This window comes from Lacinutrix salivirga, assembly GCF_053604675.1.
The window spans coordinates 108,157-128,943 of record NZ_JBSHNP010000117.1; the positions used below are offsets into that span (position 1 = coordinate 108,157).

A 20,787-nucleotide genomic window follows, 5' to 3' on the forward strand; every position below is an offset into this window, starting at 1 on the left:
AAAGACTAATTAAAAGCCTCTAACTGAAGTGTAATATCTTCCCAATCTTCCATCAATTTTGCAAGTTTATCTTTTTTGGCTTGATAATTATCGAAAAAGCCTTCTTTAGCTACAGTTTTATCGTAATTAACCGCAAGTTCAACATCAATCTCTTTAATTTCTTTTTCTAATTGATTGATTTTAGATTCTGTATTGCTTAGTCTATTATTAAGTGATTTTAGTTTTTTCTGATCTTCGTAAGATTGTTTGTTGGTAACTTTAGGAGTTGTTTTTACAACCGTTCGTTTTTCGACTTCGCGTAAATTATCAACTTGGCGTTTATCTAAATAATAATCGATATCTCCTAAGTATTGCTTTATTTTTTCGTCTTTAAACTCGTAAACTGTATCTGTTAAGCCTTGTAGAAAGTCTCTATCGTGCGAAACTAAAATTAAAGTTCCTTCGAAACGTTGTAGCGCATCTTTTAAAACATTTTTAGATTTTATATCCAAGTGGTTTGTAGGCTCATCCATTATAAGCACGTTAAAAGGTTGTAACATTAACTTTGCTAATGCTAAACGGTTACGCTCACCACCAGATAGTACTCTTACATATTTTTCTACTTCGTCTCCACGAAATAAAAAGGATCCTAAAATATCTCTAACTTTGCTTCTATTGGTTTCGTTAGCAGCATCAATCATGGTATCTAAAACAGTTTTAGTCCCATCGAGATATTCGGCTTGGTTTTGTGCGAAATAGCCAATTTGCACATTATGGCCTAATTTAAGTACTCCATCGTGCTCTATATCGCCAACTAAAATTTTAGCTAATGTAGATTTACCTTGTCCGTTTTGTCCAACAAATGCCGTTTTTACATCGCGTTCTATCATTAAACTCACATTAGATAATACTTGATTATCGCCATAGTTTTTAGAAATATTCTCTGCTTCAACCACTACTTTTCCTGGCGTTATAGATACAGGAAAATTTAAAGTCATAACACTATTATCGTCCTCATCAACCTCAATACGATCTATTTTATCGAGTTTTTTAATAAGTGATTGTGCCATAGTTGCTTTACTAGCTTTGGCTCTAAATTTTTCGATTAGCTTTTCGGTTTGTTCTATTTGCTTTTGCTGGTTTTTTTGCGAGGCTAATTGTTGTGTTTTAATTTCGTTTCGCAATACTAAATACTGCGTGTATGGTTTTGGATAATCGTATATACGTCCTAAAGAAATTTCAATAGTTCTGTTAGTTACGTTATCTAAAAACATTTTATCGTGAGAAACAATTGCTACTGCTCCTGGATAATTTTTAAGAAATCCTTCTAACCAAATAATAGATTCTATATCTAAGTGGTTTGTAGGCTCATCGAGTAGTAATACATCGTTGTTTTGAAGTAATAATTTGGCCAATTCTATTCGCATTCGCCATCCACCTGAAAACGTATCTGTTAGTTTTTCGAAATCTTGGCGTTTAAATCCTAATCCTTGAAGAATTTTTTCGGTTTCGCCTTGATAGTTATAACCTCCAATTATTTCGTATTGGTGTTGTACTTCATTTAAATCAATCATTAATTGATTATAGCCTTCACTTTCGTAATCTGTACGTTCTGCTAATTGGGTATTTATATCCTCCATTTTAGCTTCTAATGCTTTAATTTCGGTAAAGGCTTGGTAAGATTCTTCTAGAACAGTACGTCCTAAAACGAAATCAATATCTTGTTTTAGAAACCCAGTTTTTAATTCTTTATCTGCTGCAATTTGGCCAGAATCTGGCTCTAACTCCTTAGATAATATTTTGAGCATTGTAGATTTACCTGCTCCATTTTTACCAATAAGTCCCACTCTGTCGCCATTTCCTAATTTAAAGGTGATGTCCTCAAACAAATATTCTCCTTGAAAAGAGATGGATAAATTATGAATATTTAGCATAGAATTGTAACTTATGTTACTTAGTTTAACCTAAGAAAACGTAATTTTGTAAATGATTTTAAGAATGCAAAAATACACTAAATAATATGTTTAAAAAAGGTAATAAAATATATGGGATTTTAACAGGTGTTTGCCCTAAATGCCATGAGGAATCTATGTACACAAATCCTAATCCTTACGCATTGTCACAATTATTTAGAATGCACGAACGTTGTAGCAATTGTAATACAAAATATAAAATTGAGCCTTCGTTTTTTTATGGCTCTATGTATGTAAGTTATGGTGTTGGTATTGCTTTTGCTGTTGCTGCTTTTGTAATTAGCTATGTGTTTTTAAAAAGTTCTACAACTACTGCTTTTATAGCTATTGTTGCGACTCTAATTGTATTTTACCCAATAATTGTTAGAGTGTCTCGTAATATCTGGATTAACCTCTTTATGAGTTATAATAAAAATTTAGCTAAGAAATAGTTTTAAATCTATTGTAATTTATAACCTCTTCTAATTGAATATTGTTTTCTATTAATTGATATAACTGATTAGCGACATAAGGTGCAATCATTACACCTCTTGTACCTAAACCGTTTAAAACATGAACATTTTTAAATGTATTGTGTGTTCCAACCAGTGGTTTTCTATCACTAACTGTTGGCCTAATTCCTGCAACTTGATTTACAACTTCAAAATCGCATGATATAATTGTTTTTAGTTTGCTTAAGAGCTCTTCTTTAGCTTTGGGTGTAATTGTATTTGTTTTATCTGTACGTTCGTAAGTGGAGCCTATTCTGTAAATATCATTCCCTAACGGAATAATAAATACACTAGATTTTAAAACAAAATCTAAGTTTAAATTTGGAGCTTTAATAGCTACCAGCTCTCCTTTACTACCTTGTAATGGTAGTGTATTGAAAAACGGATTGTTTTTTAAACCATAACCTTCAGCAAAAACGATATGTGTTGCTGATAGGTTTTTATATGAAACTAAATCTTTTTGAATTTGTAAATCTTCATAATCAATAGTTTCTTCTAAAAGCAAATTTTTACTAATTAAGTCTTTTTTATATACAGAAATTAGCAGTGTAGTATCTATTCTTCCTGTTTCTAAAACTTCTCCAAAACCAAATTCAGCATTTATAAATTGATTGGTGTTTTTATGAATATTTAAAGACATGTAATCTGAAAGTCCTTCGCGATCTGATTTAGAAAACCAATTATTTTGTTCTTCTAAAGAAGTGAAGCGTCGTCGTACTGGTATTTTATAATCTAATGTTATGTTTAGTCGCTCTTCTATTTTAGAATACATAGGTAAAGCCAAGGCTAATTGTGCTTTGCTCTGCCAAACAGGAGTAAATCGTTTTAAGGTTACAGGATTGTATAAACCACCAGCAACTGTTGAAGACTGTTGGGAGTTATTGTCAAAAACAACAAACGTTTTTTTATTAGAAATAAGTTGCTCGCAAAACGCTATGCCTGCTAAACCGCAACCTACAATTATATAATCTACTTTTTTCATTAAGTGCAAATATAGTTATACATAATAAAATAGTAATACTTACTTAAGTGAGAATCTTTCTCATATTTCGTACAAAAAACATAGTACAATTGAGTGTTTAATTATTTGAGATTCTTCACTTGGCTCTAAATAACATAAAAAAAGCGCTCACTGAAAAAGTGAGCGCTTTTTAATATTAATTATGGATTGTGATTAGTATGACCACATGTCCATTTCAAAATTTCTTATTTTTTCTTTAATACGTTCAGATTCTAAAAGTTGCATTAATGCATTTTCAGCAATATATTCTTCAACTTTACGATCGCCATACACATTTTCTTCTTTGTAAATAATCCCATTAAATCGTCTTGAGTTTAATAAGTGATCGAAAGAAAAAGGAGTAGAGCTATTCTTGTTATTAAAAGATTTAGCTTCGTGCAACACCTCTCTTGCATCTGGATAAAAGATCCAATATAGAGGGTTTGGCTCTTTATTAGCCTCATCATTAGAGTCTATAAAGTTAACATCTGCAGCTGCTGGAGCAATACCTAATAGTCTAAACTTTAATTCTCCTTGACGCTTGTCGAAATACCAAAGTCCTTTTATTAAATAAGCACTAACATCGTAAGATGAAATCTCTCTTTTAACAATATACTCAGGATCCACGTATCCATCTGAGTTAAATTGATCGTAACCAATATCTAAAGTATCGATTTTTGTTGTAATGTCTCTTAAATCTTTTTGAGTTCTTTTACCTGTAAAGTAAGAGTCATCGTAAACGTTTTCTATATCTCCATTACGTATTGCTGTAGTTAAAACATCGTAAAGTGATCTTCTATTGCTACCAATATTATTGGTATCTACAGGGTAATATAAAGGAAAGTTAACACGTTCGTCTAAAACCACTTTTTCCCAAGTCATTTTAGAATACATGATGTCTCTATCATCTACATAACCGTAAGGTAATGGTCCATCATTGTCTAGCTCTAACTGAGCTAAAGTTTTCACTCCAATCTCTTCTGGGCTCTTTGCATTTAAAATATTTGCTTGAGCAAAGACAGTAGATGTAAAGCAAACACCTAAAAGGATTGATAATAAAGATTTAAAATTCATTGTTTATTTTTTTTATTTATTATTATTACAAAGTTTGGTTAGTTAGCCAACTCTATAACTATTGGCGAAGCTGGTTTAATTCTTGGCCCTGAACTTGTTGATTTAATATCAAATATCTGTACAGCGTCTCCACGTTTAGCTTTACGTAATGCGTTTTTTGCTGCACCATTAAGTTTATTACCACTTACAGTTACACTTGGCTGACCAGGTGCTTTAAATTTAAATCCGGTTACACGTAATGGTAATTCGAAATCAAAATCTTCTAAAATAGCTTTAACTGTACCAATCTCAACATTGTTTCTTGGTAATTTTCCTGAAGCTACACCAGCTAATTGACCAGTTGGCTTAGGAATATCTTTAATACGGAATGTTTTGCTATCACTAGCTCTTGATCCATCGTCTAAAGTTGCACTTACATTAATAGTTACTTCTTTACCAGAAGTTGGTACCATGTTGTATTTTCCAGCTCCTGAACCTCTACTTAAACCTGATCCAGATGCAGATACTTTATTATCTGGAACACCTGCAAAAGAAATTGTCATTGGGTTTGTTACACCACGATATACAACATTCATTTTATCTGCAGATATAGTTGCAGAGTTTGGTCTTGGTACTACTACATAGTTTCCTTTAATATCAATTTCTAAAGGCTTACCATCTTCTAAGAACGTAAATTTACCATCAATTTCATGCTCTCCAACGTTACCTACATTAAAATCTAAAGTTGCGGCTCCTGTAGAGTCAATAGCTTCTGATAGGTTAATCTCTTTTCCTTGAACCACTAACTTTGTTGGTGGTACTTTAGCATATTTTCCAATTACTACTTTTCCTTGGAATTTTTCTCCAGCGAAAAACGCAGATTTGTCAGCTAATATAATTGCTTGATATTTGTTAAGCGAAACAGCATCTGTTAATGTATTACCTAAGAAAAGGTTCATCATATTAGCTTCTGTAACTTTAACATCATTTTGCATTGCAGTTAACTTAGTGTAAGATGCAATTGCTGGAAATCCTTGAAAATGGTAATTTAACCAATCAATTTTCTTTCCGTCTTTGTTTTCTTCTTGAGCTGTACTAAATAATTCTTCAAAACTATTTAATGCTTTGCTATACTTTACATCGTCTCCAAGAATTTCTTTAACATCAGATTTATAAGCATTAATTCTAGCCATAACCTCATCACCTTTCTTCGTTAAACGATCTCCAGTAAACCAAGCTTCATCTAAAATGTCTGTTTTATCCATAGCTTCAAATGGTAATTTACCAGTTTCAGAATCTATAGAATATTTACCTTGTTTTAACAAATCTACTTTTAAAGTTTCTATGTATTTGTAAAACTTATCTGAAACAATACTAATTTGTTTAGCTTTAGCTGCAGGAACCATAAATTCTTCTGGTTTCTCTTCAGCTTTAGTTTCTAAATCTGCTAATAATGTTTCGTTTCTTTCTGTAGTATCTTCATTTGCTCTAGAAAACTTTGCTTCCATTAATCCAAATGCGGATAGTACTTCTTTTGACATATTCATAGCCATCATTGCGATGAATACCAAATACATCAAGTTAATCATTTTCTGCCTTGCGGACGCTTTTCCTCCTGCCATGTCTAATTAGTTTTTTTTAAGTTATTATTATAGTAAATACCTAATTACTAATTAGTTTTTGTTCATTGCAGATAACATTCCACCATAAACTCCATTTAAAGAAGATAAGTTAGATGCTAATGATTGCATTTGCTCTTTTAATTTAGATGCGTTTTCAACAGTCTCCTCATTAATAGTTGCTTGACGATTTGCAGCTTCCATTTGTACTTTATACAAACTGTTTAAAGATTCCATTTGAGCAGCAGCTAAAGACATTTCTTCGCTATACTTCTTTTGAGCAGCTATACCATCTATTGTTGGAGAGATTCCTTTTGCAGCGCCTTCGAAATTTTTAATGCTATTCCCTAAGCTTGCCATTAATTCGCCATCAATTTTTGCGTCTTTTAATAAATTGTCTAATTTTTTAGATAATAAACCTTCTGCATCTTTAGGCTCTTCTTTAAGCGCTTTCTTTTTTGAAGTTACTTGTCCTCCTGCTAATTCAGGATATACTAAAGACCAATCTAAATCTGATTGTTGTCTCTCGAAAGCTGAATATGTAAATACCAAAGCTTCAACAATCATACCTATTGTAAGAATTTCTGAACCATAAGGCCAGTGCTGAATTTTAAATAACGCTCCTACAATAACGATTGCTGCACCTAACCCATAAATCATATTTGTTAGTGTGATATTTCCTTTTTGTGCCATAATTTTTAGTTTTTAATTTTAAGTTAATTATTTAGTAGTTTTAATATTCTAGTTTTTAGCGTCTTGAATTTGCTGTTACGTCTGTTCCCATGTAATCTTGTACTGTTCTGAAACCTATGTAACTTCTTGCAGAATCTGCATATTCGTAATCTCTTGAGCTTACTTGTAAGTAATAAGCAACATCTTTCCAAGAGCCTCCTCTTACCACTTTACGCTCATTATTTTGATCGTTTACACTTGGGTTAATTGTTGATGCAAATTCGTAAGAACTTGGGTCGTAAGATGCATTTACCCATTCCGAAACGTTACCTGCCATATTGTATAGTCCAAAATCATTAGCTTCGTAAGCATCTGCCTCTACAGTATATAATGATTGGTCTGCAGCGTAATCTCCACGTTTTGGTTTAAAGTTTGCTAAGAAGCATCCTCTATCGTTATACGTGTAAGGTCCTCCCCAAGGATAATCTCCTCCTTGCAGACCTCCTCTTGCAGCATATTCCCATTCTGCCTCAGATGGTAATCTAAAACGGTTTACAAAAGCTTTACCTTTTTCTCTTTGGTATCCATTTTTATTTAATGTTCTCCATTGAGAGAATGCTTTTGCTTGTTTCCAAGACACACCTACTACAGGGTAATCACTGTAAGCATCATGCCAAAAGTAATCGTTATGCATTGGCTCATTGTAAGAATATGCAAAATCTCTAATCCAAGCTGTAGTATCAGGATAGATTGGCACAGATTCTTTAATAATTACGTCTTTACGTCTTAAGTTTCTATCTTTTGCTGCTTTTTGAATATCCATATAAGTATATTCAAATTCAAATTTAGTAACATCCCAAGTACGTTGTCCATTATAAGATTCTTCTAATGGTAAATACATACTATCCATAACCTCTACATAATATTCATCTGGATAATCGTCTGTATCAAAAAACAACTCAACATCTTTATTAAGTTTTCTTCCTTCGTAACCAGTTTCTCCTAAACCACTGTAGTTATCGTACATGTATTGCTCGTAAGCATTCATGTTAGCAGGATCTGCATCTTTGAATGCAAATTCTCCAATACCTCCATTACCAGGTGTTTCTCCAACCTCATCTGCTAGGATTGCTAATTTTGTTCTAATAGTTGAGTCTCTAACCCATTCTACGAATTGACGATATTCACTATTAGTAATTTCTGTTTCGTCCATATAGAACGATCTTACAGTAACTGTTTTTGTAGGTGCATCTTGTATTCCGGCTAAATCATCACTAGATTTACCCATAATAAATGCTCCTCCTGGCACTAATACCATACCATACGGCTTTTCTGGATGCCATTTTTTTCCTTTAACACCAACAAGCTCGCCTCTATCTTTAGAGCCGCAACTTGTTAACATTGCCAATACTACTGTTATTAATACAAACTTCTTCATATTCATAGAAAACTCGAGGTTAATTATATACTCTTAAAAATTTAAGAGCGTAAACATATTTATATTTTTTTTAAGAAACAACTTTTTAACTAAAAAAAATTACATTTCATCGTTAAAATTTACATTTTGTCGATTGCAAAAGTGTTAAATTTTAGTTTAAAACCCTTTATACACTGTTCTTTTGGTGTGCTTTGAACCATCGTTCTGGTATTTTATCGTTACACGCATCTAGATAATCTTGATGAGTACATGGTAATAACGTATGCTTTTTTAATTTATTATTAACATTTAATAAAAAAGGTATTTCTATCCACCAACGTCCTGTTTTTGTGCTTTTATAAAAAATGAGTTCATGAGATTCTGCTAAGGTAATAAACTTTTGATGATTATTATCATTAGAAAAGTCGTCATCATGAATTCTATTATTTACACCTTCTATAAAATACCAAATGATTTGTGAAATTAACATAGACGATATTTCATCGTCTGGTGATGGTTTATATTCGTAAATACCGAATGATGTTACTTTATTACTAATTCCTGCATAACGAGAAATGGCACAAATTTCTTTCCCATCAAATCCGTTAGGCGAAAATTTTTGTTTTAAGCTTACTTCTGCTGCTTTAACTACTTTTAAATCTAAACTTACCATGTTTGCATCTCGCATTACTGGCTCTACTAAAGTTAGATTATTGGCTATTTCTCCCAAACGATAAGACTCAAAATAGAGTCGCTCCATTAAATCTATTTCTTCTTGAGAGTTGAAATAGGTTTGATACCCTATAGTTGCATAGTTAAATAAGTTGTAAGGTTCGTCTAAAATAACTTTACCAACAAAACTATCGTTTTTAATAGGTTTTGCAGAGTCTCCTAAATCGAATTTACCATCTACATTAACCATATTAACCATTGGAATCAAATTATCGTATGCTCTATAATTAGCGTAGGTTAAATCTTGACTTCCTCCTATAATAATTGGTATTATTTTTTTTTGAAGCAGAATAGTTAGCGTTTCCTGCAAAGCGAAATAGGTGTCTTCTACTGTTTCGCCTTTATTGATATCTCCTAAATCTGCAATTATTGTATTCCAACTTCCTGGAAATAGAGAATATAGCGATTTTCTAATTTCATTTAAATGAAATTCTTCTCCAATATAATTAACATCGTTTCTGTTTTCTAAAACGCCTAATATTACAATTGAAACATCATCGAGATCTGGAATCCCGTTTTGTTTAGAATGAATTTTTAATTGTTTTCCAAGCGCTAGATTTTGCATTAGCTGGTTATGTGCTAATACAAATTCTGGTACTGGAGACAAAAAACTAAAATTCATGAGTGTTATTTCTTTTTAGCAGTTGCTTTTTTCTTGGTGGTTGTTTTTTTCTTGGCTGCTGGTTTCTTTTTGGTTGCTTTCTTTTTAGGTGCGTTTTTTTCGATAATTGCCTGCGCTTCTTCTAAAGTCATCTCCGACACATCTACGGTTTTTGGCAATTCTACTTTTAGTTTCCCTTTTATAACATTGTGTCTTCCCCATCTTGCTTTTTCTACACGAATGCCTTCAGCTTCCCAACTGTGTATAAGTTTGTCTTTTTCTTTCTGGATTTTGGTTTCAATTAATTCAATTAAATCGTCTTCGGATAAATTATCCCAATCGTATTTTTTATTGACATTAATAAACATTCCATTCCATTTAATAAATGGACCAAAACGCCCTTTTCCTTTAGTGACACCTTCTCCTTTATATGTATATATTGGTGCGTCTGCGATTTCTTTTTCTTTAATTAAAACAATAGCGTCGTCCATTTCTATACTTAAAGGGTCTTGTCCTGGAGCTAACGATACGTATTTTTTACCAAATTTTACATAAGGTCCAAAACGTCCATTATTGACCTCAACTGGTTCGCCTTTGTACTCACCTAATTGTTTTGGGAGTTTAAACAAATCCATTGCTTCCTCATAAGTAATAGTATTTAGTTGTTGGTCTGGACTTAAACTAGCAAAGGTTGGTTTTTCTTCGTCATCTACTGTTCCCATTTGTACCATTGGTCCAAACTTACCTAAACGCACACTGACTTGTTTTCCTGTTTTTGGGTCTTTTCCTAAAATACGTTCTCCAGATTCTCTGTCGGCATTTTCCTGAACATCCTCTACAACTGGATGAAATTTCTTGTAGAACGATTTCATCATTTTTTTCCAATCTTGCTTTCCTTCAGCAATATCATCAAACTGATTTTCTACTTTAGCTGTAAAGTTATAATCTAGAATATTTTCGAAATGATTGACTAAAAAATCGGTTACAATCATACCAATATCTGTTGGTACTAATTTTCCTTTATCAGAACCTACTTTTTCGGTTAATTGATTATTTTTTATTGTGTCGCCTTCTAAAACTAATTGCGTATAATTACGCTCTACACCTTCAACAGTACCTTTTTCAACATATTTTCTGTTTTGAATGGTTGAAATTGTTGGCGCATAAGTAGAAGGACGACCTATACCTAATTCTTCTAATTTTTTAACTAAAGAAGCTTCAGTATATCTGTAAGGTGCTCTAGAATAACGTTCTGTAGCTGTAATGTAATTATTATGTAACGTTTCGTTTACTTTCATAGCTGGTAACATGCCTTCTTGCTCTGCATCTTCATCATCTGTACCTTCTAAATATACTTTTAAAAATCCTTCGAATTTTATAACCTCACCATTAGCTGTAAAGGTTTCGTTATGTGTATTGGCTTCTATTTTAACATTGGTACGTTCTAATTTCGCATCACTCATTTGTGAGGCAATAGCACGTTTCCAAATTAAGTCGTATAATCTGGCTTGGTCTCTATCTATATTTACAGAATGCGTTGCGAAATTTGTAGGACGAATTGCCTCATGCGCTTCTTGCGCACCTTTAGACTTCCCTTTAAAATTACGTTCTTTTGCAAACTCGTCTCCATAAGCAGAAACAATTTCTTTGTTTGCGCCTTTTCTTGCCTCATCAGATAGGTTTACACTATCTGTTCTCATATAAGTAATTAAACCAGCCTCGTATAAACGTTGTGCCATAGTCATAGTTTTACTTACCGAAAAGTATAACTTACGAGAGGCTTCTTGTTGTAATGTTGATGTTGTAAATGGTGCAGCAGGTGATTTTTTTGCAGGCTTTTTATCTAAATTAGCAACTTTAAAGTTGGCTTTTAGATTATTCTCTAAAAACTCTTGTGCTTCTTTTTCTGTAGAAAATGCTTTTGGCAGTTTTGCTTTAAAGGACTGTCCTGCTTCGTTAGCAAATTCGGCATCAATTCTATAAGAAACTACTGGTTTAAAGTCTTGTATTTCGCGTTCGCGTTCTACAATTAATCGTACAGAAACGGATTGTACACGTCCTGCAGATAAACCGCCTTTTACTTTACGCCATAATACAGGAGAGAGTTCGTAACCAACTATTCTATCTAAAACACGACGTGCTTGTTGCGCATCTACTAAATCGTAATCTATAGAACGTGGATTTTCTACTGCTTTTTGTATAGCAGATTTAGTAATTTCATGAAAAACAATACGTTTAGTTTTCTCTTTATCTAAATTTAAAGACTCTGCTAAGTGCCATGCAATTGCCTCTCCTTCTCTATCTTCATCACTTGCTAACCAAACCATTTCGGCTTTTTTGGCAAGATCTTTCAGTTTTTTTACAACTGCTTTTTTATCTTTAGAAACTTCGTATGTTGGTGTAAAATCGCCTTCTACATCAATACCTAGCTCCTTTGAAGGCAGATCGGAAATATGACCAAAACTAGATTCTACTTTAAAATCTTTTCCAAGAAATTTTTCGATGGTTTTTGCTTTCGCAGGTGACTCAACTATTACTAAATTCTTCGCCATTCTCAATTTTTTGTGAGTGCAAAGGTATAGGAAAAATAAATTATGTTCCTAATTAAATTTAAAATGAAACTATATATTAAAGTAAAACCATGGTGTTTTGAGCCTCAAAAAATGAAGTATTTAGGTGAATTTTTTTGCTCTATTTCTTAATTATAATTGTATTGGATACTAGACTCGTAGCCTTCAATATTTAACATAATTGAATTGCTACCATTAACTCTTAACATAGAAATATCGAAAGAAACGGTTTTATTAATAAATGCTAAACAGGCTTCATTATTAATAAATTCGAATTTTAAAAATCGTTGTTCTGGTGAGGATTCTGCAACAGCGCCTGAGTCTATTAAATCGTATTCCCAAGATTCGCCATCACATCCACTTCCAGAAAAGTCTATAATTAAACAGTCTCCAATTATTTGAGTAGAATTTATTGGAGTGTTTAAAATTCCTAAATCATTATAATAAGCTTCGTCAATAATAGTTGTTTTTTCGCAGGTTTGTGGTTGAGTGGAATTATCGTCGTCGTCGCATTGCGTATTAGTAAAGCACAACACACAGACCATGCAAAATAAAATGAGTTTTTGAAGTTTCATACTTATTAAGTTTTATATTATAGATGCAAAAAACTAAAAAGAGTTGCGTTTATTCCGTACCTATTTTTAAAATTTCGCTATTCTCTTCAAAACCTACAACATGCTTATAAATTACGTAGCAAGGCAGATACACAATAGAAACTGTAAACAATAATCCAATACCACATCCAATAACACCTAACATGCCTAAAATACCGCATACAAATAGCGTCCCAAAACTAATAAGCCACTTTTTATTACCAATTAAAAAACTGGTTTTCATTATCTCTTCAACAGATTTTTCTGAGTTAAACGCAAACATAATGGTAAAGTACATTAATGGAACAATAACATAGAGATAAGGCACAAAACATAGCATTTGTGCAACAGTCGCAATAGCTGTATGGATTAACGCTAACATTAAAATTTTTGTTAAATACTCTTGTTTAAAAAAGTAGAAATAATCGTCGTTTATGGATTCCCCAAAATCTTTTTGTTTGCAAATTCTATAAAACCCTCCTAATAATGCTATTTGTACAAATGTAGATAGTATTGATAATGGTATATTGTACAAAGCATTAACACCATAAAAAGCTGTTATTGTTTCAAAACTAAAATCTGTGGTATCTAACATATTTTGAGTGGCAATGCCAAGCAATTCTAAAACAAATGCAGAAATCATTGCAAATGGAACAGTAATTAGCATTATAATTAACACTGTTAGTAACCCTTGAAGCCACACTTTTTTAAATAGTTCTATACACTCACTTAGTACGTCTCCAAAATCTAAAGCTCTAGCGTTTTCTATTTTATTGTGTATTTCGTTTAATTTCATAGTAGTTGGTATTTTGATTTGGTTATTTATTATTAAAAATTTCTATTTATTTGTGCGTAAATTTATTAATATGTTACACAGGATTTAAAAACAAATAGTTACCTACATAATGCACTTTAGTTTTATGGATTCAAATGTAAGATTTCTTTTTAATAAACTTTAACACACTGTCACTTTGTCATAATAACTAAATTAGTACTATCTTTGTAAGCTGTAATACAAAGATTTTAAAATGAAATTTTCGCGATAGCGAAAACTGAGTATGGAAAAGACGATAGACGAAAGCCAACAAGGAAAAACCCTAATATTAGATCCAAAAAAAGACAACCAGAAAAAACTTTTTATTGAAAGTTATGGCTGTGCTATGAATTTTAGCGATAGCGAAATTGTAGCTTCTATTTTAGATCAACAAGGTTATAATACTACAAATAAACTTGAAGATGCAGATTTGGTTTTAGTAAACACTTGCTCTATTAGAGATAAAGCAGAACAAACTGTACGTAAACGATTAGAAAAATACAATGCCATAAAACGCGATAGCAATCCAAAAATGAAGGTTGGCGTTTTAGGTTGCATGGCAGAACGCCTAAAAAGTAAGTTTTTAGAAGAAGAAAAGATTATTGACCTTGTAGTTGGTCCAGATGCCTACAAAGATTTACCAAATTTATTGGCCGAAGTTGAAGATGGTAGAGATGCAATAAACGTTGTACTTTCTAAAGATGAAACTTATGGAGATATTTCGCCAGTACGTTTACAAAGCAATGGAGTTACTGCACTTGTTTCTATAACTCGTGGTTGCGATAATATGTGTACGTTTTGTGTGGTTCCGTTTACAAGAGGTCGCGAGCGTAGTAGAGATCCGCAAAGTATTATTGAAGAAGTTAACGATTTATGGAGCAAAGGATTTAAAGAAATCACATTATTAGGCCAAAACGTGGACAGCTACCTTTGGTATGGAGGCGGACTCAAAAAAGATTTTGAAAAGGCCTCTGAAATGCAAAAAGCAACTGCTGTTAATTTCTCAAAATTATTACAAATTTGTGCCGAAGCACAACCCAACATGCGCATTCGTTTTTCTACTTCTAATCCTCAGGATATGAATTTAGATGTTATAAACACAATGGCTAAATATAATAATATTTGTAACCACATACACTTGCCTGTACAAAGTGGAAGCGATCGTATATTAAAAGCCATGAATCGTTTACATACTCGCCAAGAGTATTTTACGCTAATTGATAATATTAAAAAAATCATCCCTAATTGTGCTATTTCGCAAGATATGATAGCTGGTTTTCCAACCGAAACTGAGCAAGACCATCAAGACACGTTAAGCTTAATGGAGTATGTAAAATACAATTTTGGTTATATGTTTACGTATTCTGAAAGACCTGGAACATTAGCAGAACGCAAATTAGAAGACGATGTTCCTGAAACTACCAAAAGCCGAAGGTTGAGTGAAATTATAGCACTTCAGCTTAAACATAGCGAATTTAGAACTCGAGAACATTTAGGCAAAACTATTGAGATTTTAGTAGAACGAGAATCTAAAAAATCTGCCAACCAATGGTCTGGACGTAGCGAACATAATATTGTTGCTGTATTCCCAAAAGAACATTACAAAGTAGGCGATTTTGTAAACGTAAAAATAACCGATTGTACCAAAGCTACCTTAATTGGTAAAGCGATTGGTTTAAGTAAAATTTAATAACATGGAATCAATACAAGCCACAAAACAACGTTTCGGGATTATTGGTAATAACGCAGGATTAAATCGTGCAATAGAAAAAGCCATACAAGTTGCACCTACAGATATTTCTGTTTTGGTAACAGGAGAAAGTGGTGTTGGTAAAGAGAGTATTCCTAAAATTATACACAGTTTATCACACAGAAAACACGGCAAATACATTGCCGTAAACTGTGGTGCAATTCCAGAAGGCACAATAGATAGCGAACTATTTGGTCACGAAAAAGGTGCATTTACAGGTGCAACTGCAACCAGAAGCGGATATTTTGAAGTCGCAGATGGAGGTACAATTTTTTTAGACGAAGTTGGCGAGTTACCACTAACAACACAAGTACGCTTGTTACGTGTTTTAGAAAATGGAGAGTTTTTAAAAGTAGGCTCTAGTAAAGTACAAAAAACAAATGTTAGGATAGTAGCAGCAACCAATGTAAATATGTTTGAAGCTATTAAAAAAGAAAAATTTCGTGAAGATTTGTATTACAGATTAAGCACTGTAGATATTAATCTGCCTCCTTTAAGAGAGCGCCAAGAAGATATCCATTTATTGTTTAGAAAATTTGCTAGTGATTTTGCGTTAAAATACAAAATGCCAACCATTAAACTAAATGACGATGCTGTACAAGTGCTTCAAAAATTTAGATGGAGCGGAAACATTAGGCAATTACGTAACGTTGCAGAACAAATTTCTGTTTTAGAACAAAATCGTACCATAAGTGCAGCTACACTACAAAGTTATTTACCATCAAATAGCGGAAGTAATTTACCAGCTGTTGTAAATAACACAAAGTCTGAAAGTGATTTTAGTAGCGAACGCGAAATACTATACAAGGTGCTTTTTGATATGAAAGCCGATTTAAACGATTTAAAAAAACTCACCATGAAACTCATGAAGAGTGGTAATATTAATGAAGTTGAAAAGGACAACGAGAGTCTTATTCAAAAAATATATGGCGAAAATGAAAACGAAGTATCTTACGAAGATGCCATAGACGATTTGCAAGTATTAGCCATACCACAGAGTGAAAATAAAAATTATGAGCAAGAGGTGGAAGATAAATATCATTTTGCTGAAGAAATTGAGGAAGAGGAAACCTTATCCTTACACGACAAAGAATTAGAGCTAATAAAAAAATCGTTAGAACGCCATAACGGAAAACGTAAATTAGCAGCCGAAGAATTAGGCATTAGCGAACGTACACTGTATAGAAAAATTAAACAATTTGATTTATAATTACGCGTTATAAAAAGCACAAAAAAATGCTTGGCTTACCATTAATGAAGCCTAGTAAATGTAAAACCTTAAAAAGATACTCGCCTTTGCGAGCACAAAATGAAACACATAAAATACATTTTAATAGTATTCATATCCTCAACTATATTAGGTTGCGGAGCTTACTCTTTTACAGGAGCAGATGTTGGTAATGCAGAGAAATTCCAAGTTAATTATTTTCAAAATAATGCGTTATTAGTAGAGCCAGGTTTGGATAGAGACTTTAAATTAGCTTTAGAAGATTTAATTTTAAATCAAACCAATTTAGATTTAGTACCTTCTAATGGAGATTTGGTTTACGAAGGAGAAATAACAGAATATAGAATTTCGCCAACAACAGCAACGGCAAACAACACTGCAGCACAAAACCGATTAACCATAAGTGTACAAGTTAGATTTTACAATAAAATGAAAGAAGAAAATGATTTTGATAGAAAATTTTCATTCTTTTACGATTATCCTGCAAACCAACAACTAATTGGTAGCACAAAAGAAACCGCTTTCGAAGAAATTTTTGAACGCTTAACACAAGATATTTTTAACGCTTCGCTTGCTAATTGGTAAATTAGTGAGAAGTTTAACCCAACTTCAGTTTTAGTGTTTTATGAGTAACGACTAAAATGTATTGAGAACAACTAAAATTTTAAAAAACACATAATTTAAGAAATGAACCAAAACGATTTTAATACTATTTTACAACAACCACAAGCGATCTCCAAAGATCATATTGAGGAATTAAAATCTGTTATTGAAGAATTTCCGTATTTACAATCTGCACGAGCAACGTATTTAAAAGCATTAAAAAATGCAGACAGCTATAAATACAACCATACACTTAAAACTACAGCAGCTTATACCACAGACAGAAGTATTTTATTCGATTTTATAACTTCGGAAAGCTTCGCGCAAAACGAAATTTCTAAGTTAATACAACAAAACACCACCAACCTAAATGCCATTGAAGTTACAGCTGAAGATATTTCGGTTACTAAAAGCGTTTCTGTAAACAAAGCAATAAAAGGCCATATTAAACAGTCTAAAGACGCTTTAGAATCTGAGATGCTTCAACCAAAAATTAAAAAACAATCACTTGCTAATTTTGAGTTAGATAGCACAAATACTATTAAAGCTGTTGAAGAGTCCAATGTCACCAAAAACACTTCCGCAGAACAACTATTAAACGTTGGTAAACCTTTAAATTTTGATCGATCGGAAACGCACTCGTTTAATGAGTGGCTTAGTCTCACTTCGTTTAAACCAATAAAAAGACAAGAAAACGAAGTTAGCAAAGAAAAAACGGTAGATAACACCTCTAAAAAAGCTTTAAAACGCGAAGAAAAATTTGAGCTTATAGACCAGTTTATTTCCAAAAACCCAAAGATAGATCCTCATAAATCCACTGCACCTAAACACAACATTGCTAAAGCGCAAATGATACAGCCAGAAGCATTGATGACAGAAACTTTAGCACGAATTTATGTAGAACAAAAAAATTATTCTAAAGCAATTCAATCTTATAAAATTTTAAGTTTGAAATATCCAGAAAAAAGTGGTTTCTTTGCAGACCAAATTAAAGCAGTAAAACAATTACAAGAAAAAAATAAAGAATAACATGTTTACAATATTTTTAATCCTAATCGTAGTCGTAGCATTTTTGCTAGTTATAGTTATAATGGTTCAAAACCCAAAAGGTGGTGGATTATCTTCGTCATTTGGTGGTGGAGGCACACAACAATTAGGTGGTGTACAAAAAACTACAGACTTTTTAGATAAGAGTACATGGACGTTAGCTACTATTTTATTAGCATTAATATTATTATCTAATATTGCAATTAATAAAGACGTTGGAAACCAAGACTCTAAAGCTTTAGACGAGAGTAGTGTAATACAAACAACACCAAGTACTACTCCTGCAGAAGCTACAAACGAAACAACGACAATTCCTACAGATTCTACTAACTAGAATTCTGATATAAAATTATTAAAATGCCAACTCTATGAGTTGGCATTTTTGTTATATGCAACTTTGTCAGTTAAACGCGCTTGGCACATTTTTAGTACAACGCTTAAGCGTTACACTAATTTTTTAAATTAAAAACATATATAAAAATGAGCTTAAACATTAAACCATTATCAGACAGAGTTGTAATACAACCTGTAGAGGCTGAAACTAAAACAGCTTCAGGAATTATTATTCCAGACAACGCAAAAGAAAAACCTCAACAAGGTAAAGTTGTTGCAGTTGGTAAAGGTACTAAGGACGAACCAATGACAGTTAAATCTGGCGACACAGTACTTTACGGAAAGTATGCAGGAACAGAGCTTAAATTAGAAGGTAAAGATTATCTAATAATGCGAGAGAGCGACATTTTAGCGATTGTTTAATTCGCTTTTGGCTATTAGCCTTTCGCTATTAGCATAAATACAATAAAATTTATTACTAACAATATAGAGATTCCCATGTTTGTGGGAACTTTAAAATTAAAATTTTAAAGATGGCAAAAGATATAAAATTTGATATTGAAGCACGCGATGGATTAAAACGCGGTGTAGATGCATTAGCAAATGCAGTAAAAGTAACCTTAGGACCAAAAGGAAGAAATGTAATTATTAGCAGATCTTTTGGAGCACCACAAGTAACTAAAGATGGTGTTTCTGTAGCTAAAGAAATTGAGCTAGAAGATCCTTTAGAAAATATGGGAGCGCAAATGGTTAAAGAAGTGGCTTCTAAAACTAACGACTTAGCTGGTGACGGAACAACCACTGCAACTGTATTAGCACAAGCAATAGTAAAAGAAGGCTTAAAAAACGTTGCTGCAGGTGCAAATCCTATGGATTTAAAGCGTGGTATAGATAAGGCTGTTTCTGCAATTACTAAAGACTTAGAAAAGCAAGCTAAAAAAGTAGGTAACTCTTCGGAAATGATAAAGCAAGTGGCTTCTATTTCAGCTAATAACGATGATACTATTGGCGAATTAATTGCTAAAGCTTTTGGTAAAGTTGGTAAAGAAGGAGTAATTACTGTAGAAGAAGCTAAAGGAACAGATACTTATGTAGATGTTGTGGAAGGTATGCAATTTGATAGAGGCTATTTATCACCTTATTTTGTTACAGATTCTGATAAAATGATTACAGATTTAGAAAATCCTTATATCCTTTTATTCGATAAGAAAATCGCTAATTTACAAGAGATTTTACCAATATTAGAGCCTGTTGCGCAATCCGGAAGACCTTTATTAATTATTGCTGAAGATGTAGAAGGACAAGCCTTAGCAACTTTAGTTGTAAATAAATTACGTGCTGGTTTAAAAATTGCTGCTGTAAAAGCACCAGGTTTTGGAGACAGACGTAAAGCGATGTTAGAAGATATAGCAATACTTACAGGAGGTGTTGTAATTTCTGAAGAAAGAGGGTTTTCGCTTGAAAATGCAGATTTAACTATGCTAGGTTCTGCTGAATCTGTTATGATAGATAAGGATAATACTACTATTGTAAATGGAGCAGGAAAATCTAACGAGATTAAAGCTAGAGTAAACCAAATAAAGTCTCAAATTGAAACTACAACTAGTGACTACGATAAAGAAAAACTACAAGAACGTTTAGCGAAACTAGCTGGTGGTGTTGCTGTACTTTATGTAGGTGCTGCTAGTGAAGTAGAAATGAAAGAGAAAAAAGACAGAGTTGATGATGCTTTACATGCTACACGTGCTGCTGTTGAAGAAGGTATAGTTGCAGGTGGAGGCGTTGCTTTAGTAAGAGCAATAAAAGTATTGGAGAAAATTACAACAGAAAACTTAGACGAAGTTACAGGAATACAAATTGTATCTCGTGCAATTGAAGCACCTTTACGTACTATTGTAGATAATGCTGGTGGAGAAGGTAGCGTTGTTATAAGCAAAGTTTTAGAAGGCAAAAAAGACTTTGGTTTTGATGCTAAGTCTGAAACTTATGTAGATATGCTTAAAGCAGGTATTATAGATCCTAAAAAAGTAACTCGTATTGCTTTAGAAAATGCAGCTTCTGTTGCAGGAATGATCTTAACTACAGAATGTGCTTTAATAGATATAAAAGAAGAAGCTCCTGCTATGCCACCAATGGGAGGCGGAATGCCAGGAATGATGTAATTTTAGAATACTGAGTCGTCCTAAAATAGGTTGACAGTTTTTAAAAAATAAATTAAACCAGAGAAGTTAACTTCTCTGGTTTTTTGTTATGTATAAAATTAGGTGTTTTCATGTTAAGATTCAAATGTGGTCTTTTGTTGTTATAAGTTT

The 20,787-nt window shown here is 32.6% G+C and carries 18 protein-coding genes; 8 read left to right on the top strand and 10 right to left on the bottom strand.

Going from position 1 to position 20,787, the window contains the following annotated elements; genetic code table 11:
• Window positions 1–5 precede the first annotated feature (5 nt).
• Window positions 6–1,913 (bottom strand): ABC-F family ATP-binding cassette domain-containing protein, encoded by a 1,908-nt coding sequence (locus tag ACVC5O_RS10545; protein WP_452221447.1) that lies wholly within the window; start codon window positions 1,911–1,913, stop codon window positions 6–8.
• Between the two features lie 86 nt (window positions 1,914–1,999).
• Between ACVC5O_RS10545 and ACVC5O_RS10550 the strand changes: the two genes are divergently transcribed.
• Window positions 2,000–2,383, top strand: coding sequence for a DUF983 domain-containing protein (locus ACVC5O_RS10550; protein WP_452221448.1), 384 nt, complete (start codon window positions 2,000–2,002; stop codon window positions 2,381–2,383).
• Here the strand turns inward: ACVC5O_RS10550 and ACVC5O_RS10555 are convergent.
• The 9 genes from ACVC5O_RS10555 to ACVC5O_RS10595 form a co-directional block, all read right to left on the bottom strand.
• Complete coding sequence (locus ACVC5O_RS10555) at window positions 2,373–3,425, bottom strand: NAD(P)/FAD-dependent oxidoreductase (RefSeq protein ID WP_452221449.1); 1,053 nt, start codon at window positions 3,423–3,425, stop codon at window positions 2,373–2,375. The genes ACVC5O_RS10550 and ACVC5O_RS10555 overlap by 11 nt on opposite strands.
• Before the next feature lie 192 nt (window positions 3,426–3,617).
• Complete coding sequence (gene porN, locus ACVC5O_RS10560) at window positions 3,618–4,517, bottom strand: type IX secretion system ring subunit PorN/GldN (protein WP_452221450.1); 900 nt, start codon at window positions 4,515–4,517, stop codon at window positions 3,618–3,620.
• Window positions 4,518–4,555: 38 nt separating this feature from the next.
• Complete coding sequence (gene porM / locus ACVC5O_RS10565) at window positions 4,556–6,118, bottom strand: type IX secretion system motor protein PorM/GldM (protein WP_452221451.1); 1,563 nt, start codon at window positions 6,116–6,118, stop codon at window positions 4,556–4,558.
• Window positions 6,119–6,169: 51 nt separating this feature from the next.
• The gene (gene porL / locus ACVC5O_RS10570; protein WP_452221452.1) at window positions 6,170–6,808 is read right to left on the bottom strand and encodes a type IX secretion system motor protein PorL/GldL; all 639 of its coding nucleotides are present in this window, start codon (window positions 6,806–6,808) and stop codon (window positions 6,170–6,172) included.
• A gap of 55 nt (window positions 6,809–6,863) precedes the next feature.
• Window positions 6,864–8,225, bottom strand: a complete 1,362-nt coding sequence (porK, locus tag ACVC5O_RS10575) for a T9SS ring complex lipoprotein PorK/GldK (RefSeq protein ID WP_452221453.1) — start codon at window positions 8,223–8,225, stop codon at window positions 6,864–6,866.
• Window positions 8,226–8,391: 166 nt separating this feature from the next.
• Window positions 8,392–9,558: a formimidoylglutamase gene (locus tag ACVC5O_RS10580; RefSeq protein WP_452221454.1), complete on the bottom strand. Its 1,167-nt coding sequence runs from the start codon at window positions 9,556–9,558 to the stop codon at window positions 8,392–8,394.
• Window positions 9,559–9,563: 5 nt separating this feature from the next.
• Window positions 9,564–12,089, bottom strand: a complete 2,526-nt coding sequence (gene topA, locus ACVC5O_RS10585) for a type I DNA topoisomerase (RefSeq protein ID WP_452221455.1) — start codon at window positions 12,087–12,089, stop codon at window positions 9,564–9,566.
• Window positions 12,090–12,235: 146 nt separating this feature from the next.
• Window positions 12,236–12,682, bottom strand: coding sequence for a hypothetical protein (locus tag ACVC5O_RS10590; protein ID WP_452221456.1), 447 nt, complete (start codon window positions 12,680–12,682; stop codon window positions 12,236–12,238).
• A gap of 49 nt (window positions 12,683–12,731) precedes the next feature.
• Window positions 12,732–13,496: a hypothetical protein gene (locus ACVC5O_RS10595; RefSeq protein WP_452221457.1), complete on the bottom strand. Its 765-nt coding sequence runs from the start codon at window positions 13,494–13,496 to the stop codon at window positions 12,732–12,734.
• 262 nt (window positions 13,497–13,758) lie between these two features.
• On the opposite strand from ACVC5O_RS10595, the gene miaB reads away from it, so the two are divergent.
• The 7 genes from miaB to groL all read left to right on the top strand — a co-directional run bounded on the left by miaB (window position 13,759) and on the right by groL (window position 20,637).
• Window positions 13,759–15,204, top strand: coding sequence for a tRNA (N6-isopentenyl adenosine(37)-C2)-methylthiotransferase MiaB (miaB, locus tag ACVC5O_RS10600; RefSeq protein WP_452221458.1), 1,446 nt, complete (start codon window positions 13,759–13,761; stop codon window positions 15,202–15,204).
• Between the two features lie 4 nt (window positions 15,205–15,208).
• Entirely contained in the window at window positions 15,209–16,474 is a 1,266-nt protein-coding gene (locus ACVC5O_RS10605) for a sigma-54 interaction domain-containing protein (protein ID WP_452221459.1), read from the top strand.
• A gap of 99 nt (window positions 16,475–16,573) precedes the next feature.
• Complete coding sequence (locus ACVC5O_RS10610; protein ID WP_452221460.1) at window positions 16,574–17,077, top strand: LptE family protein; 504 nt, start codon at window positions 16,574–16,576, stop codon at window positions 17,075–17,077.
• A 102-nt stretch (window positions 17,078–17,179) separates the two neighbouring features.
• Window positions 17,180–18,124: a hypothetical protein gene (locus ACVC5O_RS10615; RefSeq protein ID WP_452221461.1), complete on the top strand. Its 945-nt coding sequence runs from the start codon at window positions 17,180–17,182 to the stop codon at window positions 18,122–18,124.
• Window position 18,125: 1 nt separating this feature from the next.
• On the top strand, window positions 18,126–18,476 hold the full coding sequence (secG, locus tag ACVC5O_RS10620; RefSeq protein ID WP_452221462.1) for a preprotein translocase subunit SecG: 351 nt from the start codon (window positions 18,126–18,128) through the stop codon (window positions 18,474–18,476).
• A 146-nt stretch (window positions 18,477–18,622) separates the two neighbouring features.
• Window positions 18,623–18,898: a co-chaperone GroES gene (gene groES / locus ACVC5O_RS10625; protein WP_452221463.1), complete on the top strand. Its 276-nt coding sequence runs from the start codon at window positions 18,623–18,625 to the stop codon at window positions 18,896–18,898.
• A 110-nt stretch (window positions 18,899–19,008) separates the two neighbouring features.
• Entirely contained in the window at window positions 19,009–20,637 is a 1,629-nt protein-coding gene (gene groL, locus ACVC5O_RS10630) for a chaperonin GroEL (protein WP_452221464.1), read from the top strand.
• Window positions 20,638–20,787 lie beyond the last annotated feature (150 nt).